A 19,608-nucleotide genomic window follows, 5' to 3' on the forward strand; every position below is an offset into this window, starting at 1 on the left:
GCCGTCGTGCTCAGGTCAGCCCTTTCTTGCGCGTCGTCAGCGCCGTCTCCGACAGGTCGATTTCGCGCATCAGCTTGGCGAGCGTCACGTCGTTGATCTTCTGCTCGGTGCGGATCCGGTACAGCGCCGCGCGCTCGGCGCGGATCGCCGCGAGCTTCATCTGCAACTCCATGCGTTCGGCTTGCTTGGCTTCGGCGCGCAGCGTGGCGGCGTCGTCGCTGTCGTCGTCGTCGAGGCTATCGAGGCGGCGGCGGTAGAGATCCATGACGCGCGCGGTGATGTCGGTGCAGCGCGCGGCATCGGCTTCGTCGAGATCGGCGATCAGCGTGTCGTGGGTGGCGTCGATCGCGCGGATCGCCGCCTGCGCCGCCGTCGCGCGCGCCGCGCGTTCCTCGCGCAGGTGCGGGTTCGGGGTGGAGCGCAGGCCGCGCAGCAGCAGCGGCAGGCCCGCCACCGCCACCAGCAGCGAGCAGAGGATCACGCCCGAGGCGATGAAGATGGCGGTGTCGCGCCCGGCCAGCGGCGTGCCGTTGCCGAGCGTCACCGGCAGCGACAGCACGCCGGCCAGCGTGACCGCGCCGCGCACGCCGCCCACCGTCATCAGCGCGAGGGTGCGAAAGCCGGGCATGGCGCCGGCCATGCCGCGCCGCGCGGCGCGCCGGCTGGCGATCCAGCGCAGCAGCCAGATCCAGGTGAAACGGATCGCGTACAGCGCGGCCAGCATCGCCAGCACGGAGCCGATCATCGTGGCCACCAGCGCGTCGCTCTGGTGGTGCGCCGACACCAGCGCGCGGCCGATGATCTGCGGCATCTGCAGGCCGAGCAGGATGAACACCATGCCGTTGAACACGAACTCGATCATCGACCAGGTGCTCTCGGCGCGCACCCGCGCGGCCACCGTGCTGCTGCGCGAGAAGCTCGTGTAATTCATCATCATCCCGGCCGCCACGGCCGACAGGATGCCCGACAGCCCGAAATGCTCGGCGATCAGGTACGAGGCGAACGGGATCAGCAACGTCATGACGATGCCGGGCGCCGGGTCACCTTCCTGCGCGGCGTTCAGGAAGCGCGTCGACAGCAGGCTGAACAGCCAGGCCAGCGCGGCGCCCGCCGCCAGGCCACCGGTCGCGACCAGCACGAAATCGAGCGATGCCTCGCGCAGCGAGAACACGCCGGTGAGCGCGGCGGCGATCGCGAACTTCAGCGCCACCAGGCCCGACGCGTCGTTCATCAGCGCCTCGCCTTCGAGGATGTGCATCAGTTGCGGCGGAATCCGGCCCTTCCCGGCGATGCCCGACAGCGCCACGGCGTCGGTGGGCGACAGCACGGCGGCCAGCGCGAACGCCACCGGCAGCGGCAGCCCCGGCACCAGCCAGTGCGCGAAGTAGCCGACCGCCACCACCGTGATGAACACCAGCCCGAACGCCAGCATCAGGATCGCGCGTCGTTGCAGGTACAGCTCGCGTTTCGGAATCCGCCAGCCGTCGGCAAACAGCAGCGGCGGGATGAACAGCAGCATGAAGATTTCAGGATCGAAGCTCACATGCAGCTTCAGGCGCGGCCAGGCCAGCAGCGCGCCGATGACGATCTGCATGAGCGGCAGCGGCGGGCGCCAGGGCAGCAGGCGGATCACGATGCCGGACAGCGCGACCGCGAGCAGCAGGATGAGGACGGTGAAGACGATTTCCATCGATAAAGTCGGGTTCTCGTAAGGCGGGGGACCGGGCGAGTGTAGCGCGCGAAGATGAACGGCGTCGTGCCGATGCGCACCGAATTGGTGCTTTCAGGATCACGGCGCGGTGCATCGAGTCAATGGCGGCGCGGCTTTGCCCGGTTTTTGCCAGTGAGCACGGAGCTTGCTTATACCTGACGACAACACGGCGAAATGACCGAGGGTGCAATGATGAGCAGCGGATCGATAACGGGTCGCGTGCCGGCAACGGCGGCGGCCATCAGGAGGGACGTCGCATGTTGACCATGCAGCAGGAACGGCCGCTGGCGATGACGGCCCCGGTGTCGTCGGGTTCGCCCTACCGGTTCGAGCGCGAGGTGACGTCCGGCTTCGAGCGGGCGGCGTCGAGCCACCGCGATCTGGCGCTGTCGAGCATGTTCCAACCGATCTTCAGCCTGTCGCACCAGCGCGCCGTGGGCTACGAGGGGCTGCTGCGCGCGCACGATGCGCTCGACCGGCCGGTGTCGCCGCTCGACGTGTTCGGGCAGGCCGCGCGGCGCGGCGAGGCGATGCAGGTCGACCGGCTCGCACAGGCGCTGCACCTCGAGAATTTCTCGCTGCTCGGCGCCGAGCGCGAGTGGCTGTTCCTGAACGTGCACCCGGGCGTGCTGACCGACCCGTTCCAGGCCGCCGCGCTGCTCGCGAACCTGAAGCGGCTCGACATCTCGCCGCGCCGCGTGGTGCTCGAAGTGCTGGAGCAGCGCGCCGACGATCTCGATCGGCTCGCCGAGGCGGTGCAGGAATTTCGCGGGCACGGCTTCCTGATCGCGCTCGACGATTTCGGCGCCGGCCATTCGAACATCGAACGGATCTGGCAACTGAACCCGGACATCGTCAAGCTCGATCGCATCATGCTGTCGCACGCGCAGCATCGCAGCGGGCAGATCGCGATCCTGCACGGGCTCGTCACGCTGCTGCACGAGGCCGGCAAGCTGGTGCTGATCGAGGGCATCGAAACCGAGCACGACGCGCAGGTCGCGCTCGCCTGCGAGGCCGATTTCGTTCAGGGCTATTTCTTCGGCCGGCCGGCTGCGGGGCTGACCGACGGCGCTGCCGCCTCGGCCTGCATCGGCGAGCTGACCGAGCGTTACCGCCTGCAGACCGAGGCGCGCGAGCGGCGCGACGCGCAACGCATCGCGCCGTACCTGCGTGCGTTCGAACGTGCGGCCGAGCGGCTCGCGGCCGGCGAATCGCTCGACGAGGTGTGCTGGAACTTCCTCGCGCTCGACGACGCGGCGCGCTGCTTCCTGCTCGACGCGCATGGCCGTCAGGCGGGCCGCAACGTGGTGCTGCGCGCCGACCGCGCGTCGCACGAGACGCGCTTCCTGCCGCTCGCCGACGCGCAGGGCGCGAACTGGCTGCGGCGGCCGTATTTCCGCGCGGCGATCGCCGAGCCGCAACGCGTGCATGTGACCAAGCCGTATCTGTCGATCAACGAGGCGCTGCCGTGCGTGACGCTGTCGATCGCGGTGCGGGTGGACGATGCGGTGCGCGTGCTGTGCGGCGATATCGACTGGCACGAGGGGGCGTGGGCCACCTGAGCTGAGGCCGGCGCGGGGCGAGGTGCGGGGGGCTTCTCGGTTACGATGCCGGTTCCGCCGACCCAACCGGAGCCGCCTCCATGCCTGCCGCGCCGATCCTCCTCGAAGTCATCGCCACCACGCTGTCCGACGCGCAAACCGCTGCGCGCTCGGGCGCGGATCGTATCGAACTCGTCACCGGCCTGGCCGAAGGCGGCCTGACGCCGAGCATCGGGCTGATCGAGGCCGTCACGGCCGCCGTGGCGATTCCCGTCAACGTGATCGTGCGCCCGCATGCGCGCGGTTTCGTCTATGCGCCGGACGAACTGGCGATCCTCGAACGCGACACGCGCGCCGCGGTGGCGGCCGGCGCTTCGGGCATCGTGTTCGGTGCGCTGAACGCGCAGGGCGATATCGACACCGCCGCGCTGGCGCGCATCGTCGAGGCGGCCGGCGGCAAGCCGATCACGTTCCATCGTGCGTTCGACGTGTCGCGCGATCTCAACGCCGCGTTCGATATCTTGCTGAAGACACCGGCCGTCACGAACGTGCTGACTTCGGGCGGGCACCCGTCGGTGCTGGCCGGGCGCGATGCGGTCACGCGGCTTGCGCGACGCGCCGTGGGGCAATCGTGTGAGGTGCTGGCCGGCGCGGGGCTGACGGTCGACAATCTCGGCGAATTCGTGCGGATTACCGGTGTGCGCGCCGTGCATCTCGGCTCGGGCGTGCGCGAGCGCGGCGAGACCTGGGGGCCGGTGGATGCGAGGTTGGTGGCGAAGGTGCGGGCGACGCTGGATGGGGCGGGGCGCTAGGGCCGTCCAAGAAACAAAACCGGCGCACCCCAACCGCGGTGCGCCGATCCCATTCAAGCCAAACAGAAAAACTCAGTTCGCCACCGGCCCCGGCGCGTGCGCGCACTTCACCGCGTCGGCCGCCGCGTCCACCGGCATCTGCTGCGCCGCTTCCGCGCGCATGCCGAGCCGCGCCAGCAGTTCGCGATCCTTCTGCGCCTGCGGGTTGCTGGTGGTCAGCAATTGATCGCCGTAGAACATCGAGTTCGCGCCGGCCATGAAGCACAGCGTCTGCATCGAATCGTCGAGCTGCTCGCGGCCGGCCGACAGACGCACCATCGCCTTCGGCATGGTGATCCGCGCCACCGCGATGGTGCGCACGAATTCGAGCGGATCGAGCGGTGCGGTGCCTTCGAGCGGCGTGCCCGGGATCGCGACGAGGTTGTTGATCGGCACCGATTCCGGGTACGGGCTCATGTTCGCCAGTTGCGTGATCAGGCCGGCGCGTTCGCGGCGCGATTCGCCCATGCCGATGATGCCGCCGCAGCACACGTTGATGCCGGCGTCGCGCACGCGGTCGAGCGTGTCGAGACGGTCCTGGTAGGTGCGCGTCGAAATCACCTGGCCGTAGAACTCGGGCGAGGTGTCGAGGTTGTGGTTGTAGTAGTCGAGGCCGGCTTCGGACAGCGCTTCGGCCTGGCCGTCGTCGAGCATGCCGAGCGTCATGCAGGTTTCGAGGCCCATCGCCTTCACGCCACGCACCATCTCGGCCAGCGGCTCGATATGACGCTCCTTCGGGCTGCGCCACGCGGCGCCCATGCAGAAGCGCGTCGCGCCGTTCGCCTTGGCGGCGGCAGCGGCATCCAGCACGGCGCCGACATCCATCAGCTTGCTGGCCTTCAGCTCCGTTTCGTGATGCGAGGACTGCGAACAATAGCCGCAATCTTCCTCGCAGCCGCCCGTCTTGATCGACAGCAGGGTGGAGAGCTGGATCGCGTTCGCGTCGAAATGCTCGCGGTGCACCTGCTGCGCGCGGAACAGCAGATCGTTGAACGGCAGTTCGTAGAGCTTGACGACGTCGGCGACGCGCCAGCGCGGCGAGGTCGGCGCGGCAATGGTCACGGCGTCGGGCGTCTTGGCGGCGTCCGTGGCGGCGGTGTGGGCTTGAGTCATGGTCGGGAGTCCTCGGTAAGTGCGGGGAGCGAATGGTTACGGCCGCGCGGCGCGCAGCGCCGTCAGCAGCCGGTCGATGTCGAGTGCCGCGGCGGCCTGGTCGGGCGCGGGCGGCGTCATATGGGCGATCTCGCCGATCAGCGGCACGCCGTGTTCGCGGTCGAGCCACTGGGCGACGGTGGCGATATTTTCGTCAGCGTACAGCATCGCGGGGTCGACGCGATTCGCGACCCAGCCGACGATGCGCAGGCCGCGCGCGGCAATCGCGTCGGCGCTCAGCAGCGCGTGGTTGATGCAGCCGAGCCGCACGCCCACCACCAGCACCACCGGCAGTTGCAGCGCAACGGCCAGATCGGCGGTGTCGCCGGTCGGGCCGAGCGGCACGCGGAACCCGCCCACGCCTTCCACCACCACGATGTCGGCCTGCCGGCAGGCCTGCGCGTGGGCGGCGAGGATCGGCGCGATGTCGAGCGTCACGCCTTCCTGCGCGGCGACGATATGCGGCGCGGCGGGCGCCTTCAGCATGAACGGCGTGCGGATCGCGGGCGGCAGCGCCACGTTGGCGGCGGCGTCGAGCTGGTCGGCATCCTCGTTGTGCAGCACGCCGTCGCGTTCCTCCGCGCCGGCCGCGATCGGCTTCATGGCCGCCGCGCGCAGGCCGTGCCGCGCGAAGCCGTGCAGCAGCGCGGCCGACACGAAGGTCTTGCCGATCTCGGTATCGGTGCCGGTGACGAAGCAGGAGAGCGCGCTCATGCCGCCGCCTCTGCCAAGTCGGCACCGGCCTCGGCCAGCGCCGCTTCGAGCCGCGCCAGATCCTCGAACGAATGCGCGGCCGACAGCGACACCCGCAGCCGCGACGTGCCGGCCGGCACGGTGGGCGGCCGGATCGCCGGCACCCACAGGCCATGCGCGTCCATCGCGCGCATCGCGGCCAGCGTGGCGTCGTTCTCGCCGATCACGAGCGGCTGCACGGCGGTGGCCGAATCGATCGGCTGCCAGCGCGTGTTGCGCAGGATCGTTCGGGTACGCTCGATCAGCGCGGCCAGATGCGCGCGGCGCGCCTCGCCTTCGTCGCCGCCGATCAGCGCGAGGCTGGCCGACACGGCGTGCGCGACCGATGGCGGCGCGGCCGTCGTGAAGATGTAGCTGCGCGCGCGCTGGATCATCCATTCGATCAGGGTTTCGTGGGCGATCACGAACGCGCCTGCCACGCCGGCCGCCTTGCCGAGCGTGCCGACGTAGATCAGGTTCGGCGAGCGCAGCGCGTACGCGGCCGGCGCGCCGCGCCCTTGCGGGCCGAGCACGCCGAAGCCGTGCGCGTCGTCGATCACGAGCCATGCGCCGTGCGCCTCGGCCAGCGCCATCAGGCGCGGCAGCGGGGCGATCGTGCCGTCCATGCTGAACACCGTGTCGGACACGATCAGCTTGGTGTCGGCCGTCGAGGCCGCGAGCAGCGCGGCCAGCGCGTCCACGTCGCCGTGCGGATACACGTGGATGTCGGCGCGCGAGAGCCGCGTGCCGTCGATCAGCGAGGCGTGGTTCAGCGAATCGGAGAAGATCGCCGCGCCGCGGCCCGTCAGCGCGGTCAGCGCGGCGAGGTTCGCCATGTAGCCGGTGCTGAAGTAGAGCGCGCGCGGCGCGTCGCAGAAGCCGCCGGAGAACGCGGCCAGCTCGTCCTCGAGCCGTGCGTGGGCGCGCGAATGGCCGCCGAGCAGGTGCGAGCCGCCGCTGCCGGAGCCGTAGCGGCGCGCGCCTTCGGCGAACGCCTCGATCAGCGCCGGATGCGCGGCCAGGCCCAGGTAATCGTTGCTGGCGAAGCTGACGATCTCGCGGCCGTCCACCGTCATGTGCGCGCTGCACGCCGTGTCGGCGATGCGGCGCACGCGGCGCAGCCCTTGCGCGTCGATCTCCGCCAGGCCGCGTTCGAGCGTGGCGAGCAGGTTGGGTTGGCTCATGCGCGCACCTCCGTGAGCGTGGCGTCGCGCGTCGCCCGGGTTTGCGCGGCGAGCAGGTTCGGCGTGCTCATGCGCGCACCTCCGTGAGCGTGGCGTCGCGCGTCGCCCGGGTTTGCGCGGCGAGCAGGTTCGGCGTGCTCATGCGCGCACCTCCGCGAGCGTGGCGTCGAGCGTCGCTTGCGTTTGCGCGGCGAGCCAGTCGAGTTCGCCGTCGTCCAGCACATAAGGCGGCATCAGATAGACGCTGGTGCCGATCGGGCGCAGCAGCAGTTCGCGCTTGAGCGCCTGCTCGAAGAAGCGGCGCGAGAAGCCGCGTGCCTGTTCGGCGTCGAGCGCCACGTCGAACGCGAAGATCGTGCCGCGCTGGCGCAGATGGCGGATCTCGTCGCGCTCGCCGAGCGGCGCGAGCGCGGCGGCCAGGCGCGCGGACTTGCGCACGTTGGCGGCCAGCACGTCGTCGCTGGCGAACAGGTCGAGCGTGGCGAGTGCCGCGCGGCAGGCCAGCGGGTTGCCGGTGTACGAATGCGAGTGCAGGAAGCCGCGCGCGGTGTCGTCGTCGTAGAACGCCTCGTAGATCGCGTCGCGCGACAGCACCAGCGAGAGCGGCAGGTAGCCGCCGCTGATGCCCTTCGACAGGCACAGGAAGTCGGGCCACACGCCGGCCTGCTCGCAGGCGAAGAAGGTGCCGGTGCGCCCGCAGCCCACGGCGATCTCGTCGGCGATCAGGTGCACTTCGTAGCGGTCGCACAGCGTGCGCAGGCCGCGCACGTACGACGGATCGTGCATCGCCATGCCGGCCGCGCATTGCACGAGCGGCTCGACGATCAGCGCGGCGATCGTGCCGGCGCGTTCGGCGAACAGTGCTTCGACATCGGCCAGCGCGCGCGCGGCCACGTCCTCGGCGGTCTCGCCGGGGGCGGCCTGACGCGCGTCGGGCGAGGCCGCCACGTGCGCATGGCGGATCAGCGGGTCGTAGGCATCCTTGAACAGCGCCACGTCGGTCACGCCGAGCGCGCCGATCGTCTCGCCGTGATAGCCGTTCGCCACGCACACGAATTCGCGCTTCTCGCCGCGGCCGGCGTTGCGCCAGGCGTGGAAGCTCATCTTCAGCGCGATTTCGACAGCCGAGGCGCCGTCCGAGGCGAAGAACGCGTGGCCGAGCATGTGCTGCGTGAGCGCGGCCAGCCGTTCGGCCAGCTCGATCGCCGGCTCGTGCGTGCAGCCGGCCAGCATCGCGTGTTCGAGCGTGTCGAGTTGCGCCTTCAGCGCCGTGTTGATGCGCGGGTTCGCATGGCCGAACAGGTTCACCCACCACGAGCTGATGGCGTCGAGGTAGCGTGCGCCGCTGCGGTCGTACAGCCAGGGGCCGGCGCCGCGTGCGACGGGGACGAGCGGCATGCGCTCGTGGTGCTTCATCTGCGTACAGGGGTGCCAGACTGCGCGCAGGCTGCGCGCAACCCAGTCATCGGTGTGTGTGCTCAAAACGGCTCCGGAACGGGACGCGGCGCGGCGGGATTCGGGCGGGCGGCGCCCAAGGCTGCCGCGCGGGCGAATCGGCGATGGCGGCCGAGGCGCGTCGGGCTCGACGGCGGCCGCGCACGCGCCTGCGTGCAAAACCAAAACGGGCCAGAGATTAGCGCGATTCCGGGCCTGGCGCAGCATCGGTTACAAACCGGCAAAGCCTTGTCCGGCATGGTTTCGGCGATGTTTCGGGATGCTGGCGACGGTTCGGGTGTGATGTCTCGAAAAGGCCGGAGATAGCGACGGCAATCCGCGTGCATTCGATCGACGCAAATCGGGCGATGCGGGGAGGGGGGAGCGTTGGTGAAAAGGGGATGGATCGACCGTCGCCCGCGTGGGCGACGTGCGCAATGAAAGCTTCGAGAAAGGATTGATGGGCAAGACGAGGCGCGGCCGGGAAAGGCCGCGCGAGGAAAGCGATACGAAACGGTGCGAAGGTGCGAAGCGGAACTGAACGCGAGCCGAGAAGCAGCGCAGGCGTTAGCGGCTGGCCAGCGGACGCGCCACGACCGGATCGGTCGGCACGACGGCCTGCGCCGTGGCGGTGGCTTCGTTGCTGCGCCAGACCACCGAATTGTCGACCGCGTACAGGCGGCACGGGCCGGTACCCTGCTGGCGGCAGTTGTCGAGCGCCAGCGCCATCGGGTCGTCGCCGCCTTCGGCCCACGACCACGCGCCTTCCGACGACACGGCGAACGCGCGGCTCGGATGCTGGCTCAGGAAGTGGCGGTAGCCGTCGCGGCCGGCCGCATCGAGGAACGGCACGGCGTTCACGGCGTCGATCGAGGCGTAGCCCGAGGCGGACGGCGTGTGCGGGCAGGCCACGGCGTACAGCACCGTGGTGGGCATATGCAGTTCGGCCAGGAACGCGTTGACCGACGGCCACCACACCGGCACGCCGTCGCGATCGACGATCAGGCGGTGCGCATCGTCCTTGTAGACGCCGTAATCGACGAACAGCGTGCTCGCGCCGTGCGACACGTACGCTTCGCGCAGCTTTTCGACCAGTGCCGGCGACCAGACCGAATCGTTGTCGCCGTACATCCACAGCGACGGCACGCGGGTTTGCTCGCCATACGAATCGAATGCGCCGACCAGGTTCTTCTGCCAGCCGTCGCAGAGGTCCTGGCGCAGGCCGCCCGAGAAATTGATGATGCCGCGCACGCCCTTCGCGGCGACGGTGCCGTAGGCCAGCGAGACCAGCCCGCCGTGCGAGGTGCCGGCCACCACGATGCGGTTCGCATCGACGTACGACTGTTTGGCCATGTAATCGACGGTGGCGCTCACGTCGCTCGCCTGCGCCATGCCGTTGCGCTCGACGTCGCAGCCTTCCTGCACGTAGGTGCCGCCGGAGCCCGCGAAGCCTTCGCGGTTCGGCGCGACCACGGCGTAGCCGCGACGCACGAACTCGCGGGCGAACGCGATCGGCCGGCTGCGCGGCTGGTCATGCAGATCGCCGGGGTTCTTGCCGTGATTGAAGACGACGAGGGGGAACGGGCCGGGGCCGTTCGGCTTGAAGACGGTGGCTTCGAGCATCACGGAGCCGTTGTGATCGGCCGGAATCCGGATGATCTGCTCGTTCATGTCGGCCGTGACTTGCGGTAGGCCCGGTTCGTTGTAATCGAAACGTTCGGCAGCGGCCAGCGCGCCCGCAACGTTTGAAGACGAAACGCCGGCCGCCGGCACGGACGTTTCGGGCGTGGCAAGCGTGCCGGCCTGGGCGGCCGACAGCACGCACGCCGCCATCCAACCTGCAAACACCTTGCTCCACGCCATGTCGTGACCTATGACCCGATTCGTTTGAAACCGGATCCATCCTAGCCCGACAAATTCAGCTTGTGCAACGCAGTAAAAACCCTTTCTTTATCTGCGTTCCGTGACGGCAGCGTGAAATCAGCGTTCGCTTACATCGCCGTCGATATAGCGCCAGATTCCGTGTTCGTCGCGGGAAAAGCGGCTGGTTTCGTGCAGGCGATGGGCGCGCGAGCCTTGTTTGAAGCGCGCCACGAACTCGACGAGCGCGTGGCTCGAGTCCTGTTCGACGTGACGTTTGATGTCGAGGCCGAGCCAGCGCGTGCCGCTTTCGCCGTCGAGATCGGCGGGACAGGTGGCCGGGTCCCAGGTGGCGCGCAGGTAATCGGTCGCACCGAGCACATAGGCGGTGTAGCGCGAACGCATCAGTTGCCACGCGTTGGGGGCCGGCGTGCCGCCGTCGATCAGGGGGCCGCAACAGGCCGTGTATTGCGGTGCGCGCTCGGGCTTGCGGCTCGGTTGCGCGCCGCCGCACGGGCACGCCGCCGGGCGCTCGGGCGACTGGCTCACCACGCGAGTTCCTCGCCGTCGTACTGGAAGAAGCGGCCGTTGGACTTGGCGATGTCGGTGGCGGCGTCGGCCAGCACGCGGCGCATGCCGGTCACGCTGGTGTCGGCGTCGAGCGTGGCGGCCTCGCCGCCCATGTCGGTGCGCACCCAGCCCGGATGCAGCGACAGGCAGGCCGCCTCGCGCGTTTGCAGCGCGGCGGCGCGCACCACGTTGTTGAGCGCGGCCTTGCTGGCGCGATAGAGCCAGCCGGTGGTGCCGCGCATGTCGCCGGTGCTGCCCATCTGGCTCGACACGAACGCGAGCACGCCGCGCGCGTCTTCCACGAGCGGCAGCAGGATCGGCAGCAACTGCATCGGGCCGAGCACGTTGGTGTGCATCACGGCGTCGAAGTCGGCCGCGTCGACGGTTTCCACGCCTTGCGTGCGCGGGCCGTACACGCCCGACACCACCACCGCGGTGTCGAGCCGTTCGCCGTCGAGCTTCCAGCCGAAGCCGGCGAGCTGGGCGGGGTCGGTCACGTCGAGCGCGTGGGCCGTGGCGCCGAGCGCGCGCAGCGCGTCGAGCGAGGCGGCGTCGCGCGCCGTGGCCAGCACGTTCCAGCCGTCGTGCCGGTATTGACGGACGAATTCCCTGCCGAGGCCGCGTGAGGCGCCGACGATCAGGACGGTTTTCATCAGAAGGGCTCCTTGCCGGCGGGGCACGCGCCCCGCCCGGTGAATCGGATCGGGTTCAGATCAGTTCGACGGCCATCGCGGTGGCTTCGCCGCCGCCGATGCAGAGGCTGGCGACGCCGCGCTTGCCGCCGCGTGCGCGCAGCGCGCCGAGCAGCGTGACGAGGATGCGTGCGCCCGAGGCGCCGATCGGGTGGCCGAGCGCGCAGGCGCCGCCGTTGACGTTGACGCGCTCGTGGGGCAGCCCGTGCTCGCGCATCGCGGCCATCGCCACCACGGCGAACGCCTCGTTGATCTCGAACAGGTCGATATCGGCCGGCCGCCAGCCGGTGCGCTCGAACAGGCGCTGCAGCGCGCCGACCGGGGCCGTGGTGAAGCGCGACGGCGCCTGCGCGAACGTGCTGTGGCCGACCACGCGGGCGATCGGCGTGGCGCCGAGCCGTTCGGCCGTCGACGCGCGCATCATGACGAGCGCGGCCGCACCGTCGGAGATCGACGAGGCGTTGGCGGCCGTCACGGTGCCGGTCGGGCCGAACGCGGGGCGCAGCGTGGGGATCTTGTCGGGGTTCGCGGTGAACGGCTGCTCGTCGCGCGACACCACGGTGTCGCCCTTCTTGCCGGGCACGGTGACATCCGCCATCTCCCAGGCGAACGCGCCGCTCTCGTTGGCGTGCCTGGCGCGGGCCAGCGATTCGATTGCGTAGGCATCCTGCGCTTCGCGCGTGAAGCCGAATTCGGCCGCGCATTCGTCGGCGAAGGTGCCCATCAGGCGGCCCTTGTCGTAGGCGTCTTCGAGGCCGTCGAGGAACATGTGGTCGAGCACCTGGCCGTGGCCCATGCGCATCCCGCCGCGCGCCTTCGGCAGCAGGTAGGGCGCGTTGGTCATGCTCTCCATGCCGCCCGCCACGACCACCTCGGCCGAGCCGGCCAGCAGCATGTCGTGCGCGAACATCGCCGCGCGCATGCCCGAGCCGCACATCTTGTTGATCGTCGTGCAGCCGGTGCCGAGCGGCAGCTTCGCGCCGAGCGCGGCCTGCCGGGCCGGCGCCTGGCCCTGGCCGGCCGGCAGCACGCAACCCATCAGCACTTCGCTCACCTGCTCGGGCGCCACCCCCGCGCGTTCGAGCGCCGCCGCGATCGCGGCGGTGCCGAGTTGCGGCGCGGTGAGCGAGGCGAACACGCCCTGGAAGCCGGCGATCGGCGTGCGAGCCGCCGCGGCGATGACGACGGGGTCCTGATCAGCAGTTGTCATGCTTGGTCTCCTTCAAGGTAGCCGCGACTTGCTCGACGACATCGGTGAGCTGGGCCGCGTCGGCCGTCACCATGTCGTTGTCGTTCTCCTCGCCGCGCGCGCGCCCGGCCGACAGCGCATCGACGCAGCGCTGGTAGACGCCCGCCTGCTCGTCGGGCGACGACACGGCCATGCCGAGGTTGCGCATGCGGCCGTCGTGCACGCCGTACACGAGGCCGTGCACCGTCAGCGGCTGGCCGCGCGACCAGGCGTCGTTGACGATGGTGGTGCGGCACACGTTGACCACCTGCTCGATCGCGTTCAGTTCGATCAGGCGGCGATAGCGCGCCTCGCCCACCGGCCATTCGTCGAGCAGCGCGGCGTGGCGGTCGCGCACGTCCTGCACGTGGTGCAGCCAGTTGTCGGCCAGGCCCACGCGGCGGTTGTTCAGCGCGGCGTTGACGCCCGAGCAGCCGTAGTGGCCCACCACCATGACGTGCTTGACCTTCAGGATGTCGACCGCGAACTGCAGCACCGACAGGCAGTTCAGATCGGTGTGGACGACCACGTTGGCGATGTTTCGGTGAACGAACACTTCGCCGGGCGGCAGGCCGATGATCTGGTTGGCCGGCACGCGTGAATCGGAGCAGCCGATCCAGAGATATTCCGGCGCCTGCTGATCCTTCAGGCGCTCGAAGAATTGCGGATCGTCGGCGAGCTTGCGCTTGACCCAGGCTTCGTTGTTGTCGAACAGGTGGGAGAGCGGGTGAGTGTTGGCGTTCATCGCGGTGGTCCGTGCTGGGGAGTGGATATCGGGGCGTCGTCTTACGCGGCGCGTGGCGCTCTGCCGGGCCGCGCGAAGCGCGCCGGGTAGCGCACGCTGAAGCGTAGCGACGGGTCATAAGGAAAAAAATCAGGCAATTCGCCGCGCGTCACGCGGTCCTGGCTGTCCTGCCAGAGCGCCGTCTCGAAGAAATCCGGATGCTGGGCCAGGAACGCCTCGCGCACGCGCGGGTCGCCGAGCAGGAACGGCCGGTAGGTTTCGGGGAAGATGTCGCGCGGGCCGACCGAGTACCACGGCTCGTCCGACATTTCGTCTTCCTCATGACGCGGCGGCGGCACGCGGCGCACCGCGCAATCGGTCAGGTATTCGATCTCGTCGTAGTCGTAGAACACCACGCGGCCGTGGCGCGTCACGCCGAAGTTCTTGTAGAGCATGTCGCCGGGGAAGATGTTCGCCTGAATCAGCTCCTTGACGGCATTGCCGTATTCCCTGACGCCGTGCGCGACCTCGGCGTCGCTGCCGTGCTGGAGATACAGGTTCAGCGGCGTCATGCGGCGCTCGATGTACAGATGCCGGATCACCACGCTGTCGCCCTCGTATTCGAGCAGCGACGGCACTTCCTGTTCGAGCTCGCGCAGCAGCGCGTCGTCGAGCCGCGCGAGCGGCAGCGCGACGCTCGAATATTCGAGCGTGTCGGCCATGCGCCCGAGGCGGTCGTGGCGCTTCACGAGCTGGTACTTCTCCATGATGCGTGCGCGCGAGGTGTCCTTCGGCGGCGGGAAGCGATCCTTGATCACCTTGAACACGTACGGGAACGACGGCAGCGTGAACACCAGCATCACGAGCCCCTTGATGCCCGGCGCGACGATGAAGCGGTCGCTCGAATGCGAGAGGTGATGCAGCAGGTCGCGGTAGAACAGGTTCTTGCCCTGCTTCTGCAGGCCGAGCGAGGTGTAGATCTCGGCCTTCGGCTTGCCCGGCATGACCGTGCCGAGAAAGCCGGCGTAGGCCGACGGGATATCCATGTCGACCAGGAAATACGAGTGCGCGAAGCTGAACACCACCTGCAACTGCTCGCGGCGCAGCAGCGCCGTGTCGAGCGCGAGCGCGCCGCTCTCGGCATGACGCACCGGCACCGCGAACGGCAGCGTGCGATCGCCGTTGATGATGCGGCCGACGATCCACGCGCTCTTGTTACGGAAAAACAGTGAGGACAGCACATGGATCTGGAAGTTGGCCGCCTCGTCGAACGCGCCGAATTCGTCGTCGATCGCGTGCATCAGGCAGGCCGTGTCGCGCGCCAGATCCTCGAACGGCGGCGCGAGCTGGAAGTTCGTGACGATCCGTTCGAGCGTGGCGGCCAGGCCGTCGCGCGCCGGGTAGTAGGCGCGATAGGTGGGCTTGGCGGCCGGCGCGGCGTTCTCCAGGTACTCGGTCGAGATCGCCGGGCGCACGAAGATGAACGCGTTATGGAAATACGAGCGGTGCAGGATCTTGCAGCACACCGAATTGAAGAAGGTTTCCGCGCACTCGGGTTGCAGGTGCGTGGTCAGCAGGCCGATGTAGTGGAGCTTGATCTGCTGCCAGACTTCGTCGTCGATGGTTGCGGCGTCGTATTCGTCTTCGAGCAGGATCACGCATTCGCGCACGCGCGCGTCGTAGGACGTGATGCGCTCGCGCGCCAGCGCCTGCAGGCCATGCCAGTCACGGGCCTCGAACCGGGCTTTCGCTTCAATGGCCGCATCCCGGAAGATCCGGTAATGGCGATCGAAGTTTTCCAGCATCGTCTGGGCGACATCGAAACCGATTTGCGACGATAGCAGTTTGGGAAAGTGGTGCATGGGCCGTCCGTGCTCGTGGCTGGGCGAGCCGCCATTTTACCGCCGCGCCGGGCGGAAACCTAAGGCGCGCGCGGCCGTGACGGGGGCGGTACGGGGCCGGATCGGCGAGGTTCGCGGCGGATGCCGGCATCTTCCGGCAAGCGGCCGGGTTCGGGGGCGATCGTGGCGGGAAATATTTTTGCCGCGCCGCCGCGTTTGCCGACGGCCGAGGCGCCGCCCGAACGGCGCCGCACCACCCGCGCTAGAATCGACCCACTCCCCGCCGCCGATTCCGGCGCAAGCCCGCACACCACAGACGAGACGCCATGAACGCCCTGGAACACCAACTCGACTACCCGTTCGCCGACACGCTGCCGCCCGCCGGCGACTTCCTCGAAGTCGCGCCGGGCGTGCGCTGGTTGCGCATGCCGCTGCCGTTCTCGCTCGATCACATCAACCTCTGGCTGCTGCGCGACGAGATCGACGGGCAGGCCGGCTGGACTGTGATCGACTGCGGGATCGCGTCCGACGACATTCGCCGCCACTGGGAGCAGGTGTTCGATGCGCACCTCGATGGCCTGCCCGTGCTGCGCGTGCTCGTCACGCATTGCCACCCCGATCACCTCGGGCTGGCGAACTGGCTGTGCGAGGGCGGCGACCGCCACCGCTGGCAGGTGCGGCTCTGGATGACGCTCGGCGAATACCTGTTCGGCAACGTGATGGCGGCCGGCAACGGCTCGAACGCGGGCGGCCCGGCGGCGGCCGAGCACTTCGCGCGCCACGGCCTGACCGACGAGGCCAAGCTCGACACGCTGCGCAACCGCAACAGCTACTACTCGAACCTGGTGCCCGCGGTGCCGGCGCGCTACCGCCGGCTGCGCGACGGCGACACGGTGACGATCGGCGCGCGCCGCTGGGAAGTGGTGGCCGGTTTCGGCCATTCGCCCGAACACTGCGCGCTGCATTGCGCCGACGACAAGCTGCTGATCTCGGGCGACATGGTGCTGCCGCGCATCTCGACCAACGTATCGGTATTCGATCTGGAGCCCGAAGCGAATCCGCTGCGGCTCTACCTCGATTCGCTGGCCCGCTACGAGCCGATGGCCGAGGACACGCTGGCGCTGCCGTCGCACGGCAAGCCGTTTCGCGGCGTGCGCACGCGCATTCAGCAGTTGCGGGAGCATCATGCGGCGCGGCTCGACGAAGTGCGCCAGGCTTGCGCCGAACAGCCGACGAGCGCGGCCGACATCGTGCCGATCATGTTCCGCCGCCGCGAGCTCGACGTGCATCAACTCACGTTCGCGCTCGGCGAGGCGATCGCGCATTTGCACCTGCTCTGGCTGGACGGCGAGCTGGTGCGCGAGACGGGCGGGGATGGGGTATTCCGGTTCCGCAGCGCGGGCGCGCCGCGCTGAGGACCGGCAGACGGGCGGGAGGCGGACCACGATCCGCCGCCCGCCCGAGAGACTTACTGCACCGACACGTCGCCGAAGTTCTGGCGGCCGAACGGGCTGACGTGATAGCCGCTCACGTTCGGGCGCGTGATGGCATAGGCGGTCGGGTAGCCGAGCGGAATCCACACGGCCTGATCGTGGATGATTTTCTGCGCCGCTTCATAGGCCTTGGTGCGCTTGGCCACGTCGGCGGTGTCCTTGCCGTCGGCGATCAGCTTGTCGAGCTGCGGGTCGCAGTAGCGCGCGAAGTTGATGCCCGACTTCACGGCGTTGCAACTGAACAGCGGCGACAGATAGTTATCCGGATCGCCGTTGTCGCCGGCCCAGCCCATGAACAGCATGTCATGCTGGCCGAGCTTGGCCTGCTTGATCAGCTCGCCCCATTCGATCACCTTGACCTCGGCCTTCACGCCGATCTTCGCGAAATCGGCCTGCAGCAGTTCCGCGCCGGCCTTCGGGTTCGGGTTCAGCACGCTGCCCGTCGGGCGCACCCAGATGGTGGTCGAGAAGCCGTTCGGGAAGCCGGCCTGCGCGAGCAGTTGCTTGGCCTTGGCCGGATCGTACGGGTAGGCCGAGATCGACTTCGCGTAGCTCCAGGTGTTCGGCGGATACGGGTTCACGGCCGGCGTCGCGGTGTTGTCGAACACCACCTTCAGGTAGGTCGTGCGGTCGAACGCCAGGTTCAGCGCCTCGCGCACCTTCGGGTTGTCGAGCGGCTTGTGCTCGGTGTTGAGCGCGACGAACGCGGTCATGAACGCGGGCGTCTGGACCACCGTGACGGCCTTGTCGCCCTTCGCGGCGGCCACGTCCTGCGGCTTCGGCGACAGCGCGATCTGGCATTCGCCGGCCTTCACCTTCTGCGCGCGCACGGTCGCGTCGGGCGTGATCGCGTAGATCAGCCGGTCGACCTTCGGCTTGGCGCCCCAGTAGGTCGGGTTGACGTCGTAGCGGATCACGGCATCTTTCGTGTAGCTCTTGAGCACGAACGGGCCGGTGCCGATCGGCTTGGCGTTCAGGTCCTGCTGCTTGCCGGCCTTCAGCAACTGGTCGGCGTACTCGGCCGAGTAGATCGACGCGAAGCCCATCGTCAGGATCGGCACGAATGTGGCGTTCGGCTCGTTCAGCTCGAACTTCACCGTGTGGTCGTCCACCTTCGACACCGCTTTCACGAGCTTCACCAGGCCCATCGATTGCGCGTGCGGGAAGCCGCTCGCGCCGGCCACCTTGTGCCACGGGTTGTCGTTGTCGAGCATGCGCTCGAACGTGAACACCACGTCGTCGGCGTCCAGCGTGCGGGTGGGCTTGAAGTAGTCGGTGGTCTGGAACGCCACGTTCGGGCGCAGATGGAACGTGACCGAGCGGCCGTCGGCGCTGACGTCCCACTTGTCGGCCAGTGCCGGCGTGACCTTCTTGGTGGCTTCGTCGTACGACACCAGCGTGTTGAAGATCACGTCGGCCGATGCGTTGGTGGTGACGAGCGAGTTGAACTGCACGACGTCGAAGCCATCCGGGCTCGATTCGGTGCAGACCGTGAGCGGCTTCGCGGTGGCGAGGAGAGGGGCGGCGGCGACGAGCGCGGCGGCGGCGAACATCGTGAAACGCATGAGATCTCCCACGGGCTTGGTCTGTTATCGGCTGGCGCGGCGGCTCGCGGCCGGGCGCCGGGCAACTAGGATACCGTCAAAGCGGGCAAGGTGTGAAAGCATGTCGGAAGGCGCGCGGCGATCGCGGCGCGGCCGCCGTGGCGGCGGAGATGACGGTTGCGGACGCATCGGGATCGGCGCCGGGCCGGCCGCGCGCTGTTGTTTTCCGGTGCATCGGGGGGCGGGCGGTGGCCGTGCCCGTTATTCGCCGGGCCGGCCCGGCGTGCGCGGCTTGCGCGGCGCCTTCTCGAACACGCGGTCGTAGAGCCAGCGCGGCGCGACGTGCAGAATTTTCGCCACCACGCCCATCTGCCACGGGATCACGCGGAACGCGTCTTGCGCCGCGATCGCGCGCAGCGCGCGGTCCGCGAAGCGCTCGGCGTCCATCAGGAACGGCATCGGATACGGGTTGTGCTCGGTCATCGGCGTGCGGATGTAGCCGGGCGCGATGGTCACCACGCCGACCTGCGAGGGCCGCAGCTCGACGCGCAGCGCTTCGAGGTACTTGAGCGCGGCCGACTTGGAGGCGCTGTAGGCGCCCGAGCCGGGCAGCCCGCGCACGCCGGCCACGCTCGCCACGCCGACCAGCGTGCCGCGCCGCCGCGCCTTCATCTCGGCGACGAACGGCTCGAAGGTGGCGACCATGCCGTAGTAGTTGATATCCATGATCTCGCGGAACGCCGCGAGATCGCCTTCGCCGGTGATCGCGCCCTTGCTGATGCCGGCGTTGGCGATGACCACGTCGGGCCAGCCGTGCTCGGCCACGAAGGCTTCGGCGGCGCGCTGCAACGCCTCGGCGTCGCGCACGTCGGCGGGATGGATCGAAACGGGGAGGGCGGGATATTGCCGCGCGAAATCGGCGAGCGCCTCGGCGCGGCGGGCAACCAGCCCGAGCGTCGCGCCCTGCCGCGCGTAGGCAGCGGCGAGCGCGAGCCCGAGGCCGCTCGATGCGCCGGTGATGAAGACCTTGAGTGGAGCGGTCATGCCGGCG

The 19,608-nt window shown here is 69.2% G+C and carries 16 protein-coding genes; 3 read left to right on the forward strand and 13 right to left on the reverse strand.

What is annotated here, in order from left to right:
• Positions 1–10 precede the first annotated feature (10 nt).
• A complete protein-coding gene (locus AB4851_RS17770) occupies positions 11–1,690 on the reverse strand; it encodes a Na+/H+ antiporter (protein ID WP_414450887.1) in 1,680 nt (559 codons plus the stop codon).
• 278 nt (positions 1,691–1,968) lie between these two features.
• On the opposite strand from AB4851_RS17770, the gene AB4851_RS17775 reads away from it, so the two are divergent.
• Entirely contained in the window at positions 1,969–3,273 is a 1,305-nt protein-coding gene (locus AB4851_RS17775) for an EAL domain-containing protein (RefSeq protein WP_414443238.1), read from the forward strand.
• Between the two features lie 80 nt (positions 3,274–3,353).
• Entirely contained in the window at positions 3,354–4,064 is a 711-nt protein-coding gene (locus AB4851_RS17780; protein WP_414450888.1) for a copper homeostasis protein CutC, read from the forward strand.
• A gap of 72 nt (positions 4,065–4,136) precedes the next feature.
• Here AB4851_RS17780 and bioB read toward each other — a convergent pair whose 3' ends face one another.
• From bioB to aceK, 10 genes are all read right to left on the reverse strand, one after another.
• Positions 4,137–5,216 carry a biotin synthase BioB gene (bioB, locus tag AB4851_RS17785; protein WP_414450889.1) on the reverse strand — a complete coding sequence of 360 codons (1,080 nt, stop codon included), beginning with the start codon at positions 5,214–5,216 and terminating at the stop codon, positions 4,137–4,139.
• A gap of 36 nt (positions 5,217–5,252) precedes the next feature.
• A complete protein-coding gene (gene bioD, locus AB4851_RS17790; RefSeq protein WP_414450890.1) occupies positions 5,253–5,969 on the reverse strand; it encodes a dethiobiotin synthase in 717 nt (238 codons plus the stop codon).
• Complete coding sequence (gene bioF / locus AB4851_RS17795; protein ID WP_414450891.1) at positions 5,966–7,171, reverse strand: 8-amino-7-oxononanoate synthase; 1,206 nt, start codon at positions 7,169–7,171, stop codon at positions 5,966–5,968. Before bioF ends, bioD begins: the two co-directional genes overlap by 4 nt.
• A 138-nt stretch (positions 7,172–7,309) precedes the next feature.
• Positions 7,310–8,653, reverse strand: coding sequence for an adenosylmethionine--8-amino-7-oxononanoate transaminase (gene bioA / locus AB4851_RS17800; RefSeq protein ID WP_414450892.1), 1,344 nt, complete (start codon positions 8,651–8,653; stop codon positions 7,310–7,312).
• A 519-nt stretch (positions 8,654–9,172) separates the two neighbouring features.
• Entirely contained in the window at positions 9,173–10,468 is a 1,296-nt protein-coding gene (locus tag AB4851_RS17805; protein WP_414450893.1) for a dienelactone hydrolase family protein, read from the reverse strand.
• 117 nt (positions 10,469–10,585) lie between these two features.
• On the reverse strand, positions 10,586–11,014 hold the full coding sequence (locus AB4851_RS17810) for a YchJ family protein (protein WP_414450894.1): 429 nt from the start codon (positions 11,012–11,014) through the stop codon (positions 10,586–10,588).
• Positions 11,011–11,688: an SDR family oxidoreductase gene (locus tag AB4851_RS17815; RefSeq protein WP_414450895.1), complete on the reverse strand. Its 678-nt coding sequence runs from the start codon at positions 11,686–11,688 to the stop codon at positions 11,011–11,013. Before AB4851_RS17815 ends, AB4851_RS17810 begins: the two co-directional genes overlap by 4 nt.
• A 55-nt stretch (positions 11,689–11,743) precedes the next feature.
• Positions 11,744–12,937: an acetyl-CoA C-acetyltransferase gene (locus AB4851_RS17820; protein ID WP_414450896.1), complete on the reverse strand. Its 1,194-nt coding sequence runs from the start codon at positions 12,935–12,937 to the stop codon at positions 11,744–11,746.
• Positions 12,924–13,700 (reverse strand): carbonate dehydratase, encoded by a 777-nt coding sequence (gene can, locus AB4851_RS17825; protein ID WP_414450897.1) that lies wholly within the window; start codon positions 13,698–13,700, stop codon positions 12,924–12,926. The genes AB4851_RS17820 and can overlap by 14 nt, the downstream gene beginning before the upstream one ends.
• A gap of 41 nt (positions 13,701–13,741) precedes the next feature.
• Positions 13,742–15,541: a bifunctional isocitrate dehydrogenase kinase/phosphatase gene (aceK, locus tag AB4851_RS17830; protein WP_414450898.1), complete on the reverse strand. Its 1,800-nt coding sequence runs from the start codon at positions 15,539–15,541 to the stop codon at positions 13,742–13,744.
• A 305-nt stretch (positions 15,542–15,846) separates the two neighbouring features.
• On the opposite strand from aceK, the gene AB4851_RS17835 reads away from it, so the two are divergent.
• Entirely contained in the window at positions 15,847–16,935 is a 1,089-nt protein-coding gene (locus tag AB4851_RS17835; RefSeq protein WP_414450899.1) for an MBL fold metallo-hydrolase, read from the forward strand.
• A gap of 53 nt (positions 16,936–16,988) precedes the next feature.
• Here the strand turns inward: AB4851_RS17835 and AB4851_RS17840 are convergent, their stop codons facing one another.
• Both AB4851_RS17840 and AB4851_RS17845 read right to left on the reverse strand, forming a co-directional pair.
• Entirely contained in the window at positions 16,989–18,578 is a 1,590-nt protein-coding gene (locus tag AB4851_RS17840; protein ID WP_414450900.1) for an ABC transporter substrate-binding protein, read from the reverse strand.
• Positions 18,579–18,818: 240 nt separating this feature from the next.
• On the reverse strand, positions 18,819–19,601 hold the full coding sequence (locus AB4851_RS17845) for an SDR family oxidoreductase (protein WP_414450901.1): 783 nt from the start codon (positions 19,599–19,601) through the stop codon (positions 18,819–18,821).
• Positions 19,602–19,608 lie beyond the last annotated feature (7 nt).

Source organism: Burkholderia sp. 22PA0099, from assembly GCF_047497165.1.
In the GTDB taxonomy this organism is placed as follows: Bacteria; Pseudomonadota; Gammaproteobacteria; order Burkholderiales; family Burkholderiaceae; genus Burkholderia.